At 65.8% G+C, this 3,035-nt stretch carries 3 protein-coding genes; 1 reads left to right on the forward strand and 2 read right to left on the reverse strand.

Annotated elements, in window-relative coordinates; translation table 11 throughout:
* A partial coding sequence (locus A9D60_RS02810) for an ABC transporter ATP-binding protein (RefSeq protein ID WP_141117794.1) occupies positions 1-649 on the forward strand: 649 nt, incomplete at its 5' end.
* Positions 650-737: 88 nt separating this feature from the next.
* On the opposite strand, the gene A9D60_RS02815 is transcribed toward A9D60_RS02810, so the two are convergent.
* A complete protein-coding gene (locus A9D60_RS02815; protein WP_065266216.1) occupies positions 738-1,577 on the reverse strand; it encodes a sugar phosphate isomerase/epimerase family protein in 840 nt (279 codons plus the stop codon).
* The gene (locus A9D60_RS02820) at positions 1,574-2,878 is read right to left on the reverse strand and encodes a DUF6005 family protein (protein WP_065266217.1); all 1,305 of its coding nucleotides are present in this window, start codon (positions 2,876-2,878) and stop codon (positions 1,574-1,576) included. Before A9D60_RS02820 ends, A9D60_RS02815 begins: the two co-directional genes overlap by 4 nt.
* Between the last annotated feature and the right edge of the window lie 157 nt (positions 2,879-3,035).

The raw sequence follows: 3,035 nt of genomic DNA on the forward strand, positions 1-3,035 counted from the left end.
GTCGGGGGCGGGGAAATCGACCCTGATCAACCTGCTGCTGCGGTTCCGCGACCCGGAGGGCGGGCGCATCCTGATCGACGGGCAGGACATCCGTGAAGTGACGCAGGAGAGCCTGCGCAGCCGGATCGGGGTGGTGACGCAGAACACCTCGCTGATCCACCGCTCGGTGCGGGCGAACATCATGTACGGCAACCCGGGCGCGACGGAGGCGGAGATGATTGCCGCCGCCAAGCGGGCGGCGGCGCATGAGTTCATCATGGGGCTGCGCGACCACGCGGGGCGGACCGGTTATGACGCCCATGTGGGCGAGCGCGGCGTGGCGCTGTCGGGCGGCCAGCGGCAGCGGATCGCGATTGCGCGGGTGGTGCTGAAAAACGCGCCGGTGCTGATTCTGGACGAGGCGACCTCGGCGCTCGATAGCGCGGTGGAGGCGGCGATCCAGAGGACGCTGCTGGACGTGATGCAGGGGAAGACGGTGATTGCGATTGCGCACCGGCTGTCGACGATTGCGCAGATGGACCGGATCGTGGTGCTGCAGGACGGCGCCATTGCCGAGGACGGCAGCCATGCCGACCTGCTGGCGCGGCAGGGGGTCTATGCCGGGCTGTGGCAGCGCCAGGCCGGGACGTCGGAGCGGGTGGCGGTGTAATTCCACACAGGCAGAATGCAGAAACAGGAAACCCGGCACGCCTTCCAGCGTGCCGGGCTTCTTTTGCCTGGACCGGGTTCCGGGATTTTCAGACTGCTTCGGCGGCCTCGGGCATGTGCTGCCGGATGCGGGCGCGAATCTGGGAGAAATCGCTTTTTAGGGTCTGGAAAACCGCATCCCCGAACCATTCCAGCGAGGCCTCGCAAGCCGGGTCCTGCGCCATTGCCTCCAGCAGGGCGCTGTAGTCATAGGCGCCTTCGAACAGCGGCACCATGCCGTCGCGGCTGCCTGCGGCGCTGTAGACGTTGCCGGGGGCAAAGACGTCCAGGCACTCGCGGGCGGAGACGTTTTTCAGGTGGTAATGAGCGATGCGGGGCAACAGGATGCGGCGGGCCTCCACTGGGTCGTCGCCGCCCTCCCAGACGTGCAGCGCGTCGAAGTTGATGGCGAGTGCGTCGTGGTCCGTGGCGTCGATCAGGCCGCAGGTCGCCGTTAGCGAGTCGGCGAGGGTGCCGGGGTGGGTCTCGACCAGCAGGCGCAGCCCGTGATCCGCGGCGATAATGCAGGCCTCGCGCAGGGCGCGGATGGTCTGGCGGCGCTCGTCCGGTGTGGCATCGGCGCTGGCCTGCTGGCCTGCGAAGGTGCGCATTTTGCCAGCCCCCCAGGTGCGGGCCTGGGCACAGAGCGCCAGGGTGCGGTCGCGCAAGAGGTCCGGGTCATGCAGCGGCAGGTAGTCGCTGATCATCGGAACCGACAGGCCTTGCGCCGCCATCCACTGGGCATTGTGGATCGCCAGCGGCGACTGGTTGCGGGCGTGCACGCCCCAGAGCTCAATCCCCTGAAAGCCGTTGTCGCGGGCCCAGAAGGCTATGTCCTTGAGCCCGATCAGCTGGTGGCGGAAGGAAATGGTGCAAAGCGAGATTTTCATGCCGGAACCTCCTGCGGCTGGGTGTCGTCCAGTTGGGAGCTGGCCGGAAAACTGGGCTGGGCTGGCAGGTTGGCGGCGCACCAGATGTCAAACTGGGCCTTGAGCGCCGCTTTGATGGTGAATTCAAGCTGGTCCAGCGCATCCAGCGCCGCGAACAGGTCGGGGATCATGGCGCGGTCGCCTGTATGGGCGATGCGGGCGGCCAGGAAGTGAAGGCTGCGGAAGCCTTCGTAGAGCGCCTCCACCCGGTCGCATTCGGCGTCGAAGGTCTCAAATGCGGTGTCCAGCTCCTGCCAGAAGAAGGCGAAGGCGTGCTCATAGGCGTATTTGCGCAAGGAGAGCACCGGCATTTCCCGCACCGCGCGGCCCAGGTCCGCCAGTGCCAGCGGGCGGGCGGGGTCGCAGTGGTAGCTGAAGATCCGCCGCAGGGCGGAGGTCAGCGGGTTGTCTTCACTGCGGAAGGTCTCAGTGAAATAGGCCGCCAGATCCTGTGGCTGCGGTGCCTGGGCGTTGCCGCTGTTCAGGATGTATCCGCCCGCCACCGTGGACTGCGCCATGGCGTTCAGGATGGTCTCGCGCGGCAGGTCGCCGCGCCAGCGGTAGTCCGGGTCATAAAGGTGCCAGAGATCCGGGTCGTCGGTCAGCTCGATGATGACGTAATGCGGGAAAGGGTTCTGGTTGTACTTGTTCTCGCGCTCCGGCAGGTGGAACATGTCGAGGAAGACCACCAGCTGCTCGTCATCGGACTTGGTTGAGAGGAGCTGTTCGAAGCGGATCAGGTTCTGCTCCTTGGTCTTGCCGTGGTCGTACCATTCGCGCACCGGGATGTTGTAGAGCCGTTCGACCCAATCGGCATACAGGTCCTGGGTGATCTCCTCGCTGTGGTAGGCGAGCTGCATGGCGGGTGTGACGGCAAAGCTGCTGTCCCAGGTGCCGAAGTAGAACGGGCGGAAGTTCAGGTGCTCATGCCGGCGGATCGCGGCGCAGAGGCAGCTGACAAAGCAATGCACGGTGATCTCGCTGGGGGCAGGGGCGGTGTCTGCCTGCGGCGCGGGTTCTTCGCCCAGCAGCATCCGGATCAGCCCGTCGACGGTGGCGAAGTCATCCTTGGACAGCTCGCGTTCGGGCATCTCGATGCCGTGGTCCGTCTCCAGGTGCAGCATCAGGTTGATGAGGATCACCGAGTCGATGTGCAGGTCGTCGTTCAGCACCGCCTGTGCGGAGAAGTTCTGCATATGCGGATTGGCGAGCGGGCCGGACAGGGTCTGGCGGATGGCCTCAAGGATCATGTCGTAGGTCATGCGGGAACCATCTCCTGTGCGTATTGGGCCGAGATTTCGCGGCGGCTGATCTTGCCGTTGGCCTGGCGGGGCAGGGCGGGGAGGTGTTTGATCAGGGCGGGCTGCTGGTAGTCGGCCAGGGCTGTGCGGCAGGCCTGGCGGATGCTGTCTTCACTTG

The sequence above is a fragment of the Leisingera sp. JC1 genome (assembly GCF_001679925.1).
Taxonomy (GTDB): domain Bacteria; phylum Pseudomonadota; class Alphaproteobacteria; order Rhodobacterales; family Rhodobacteraceae; genus Leisingera.

Excerpts from the sequence above, each read along its gene's own strand:
- A9D60_RS02815 (WP_065266216.1), bottom strand. The coding sequence starts at position 1,577 with ATGAAAATCTCGCTTTGCACCATTTCCTTCCGCCACCAGCTGATCGGG.
- A9D60_RS02820 (WP_065266217.1), bottom strand. The coding sequence starts at position 2,878 with ATGACCTACGACATGATCCTTGAGGCCATCCGCCAGACCCTGTCCGGC.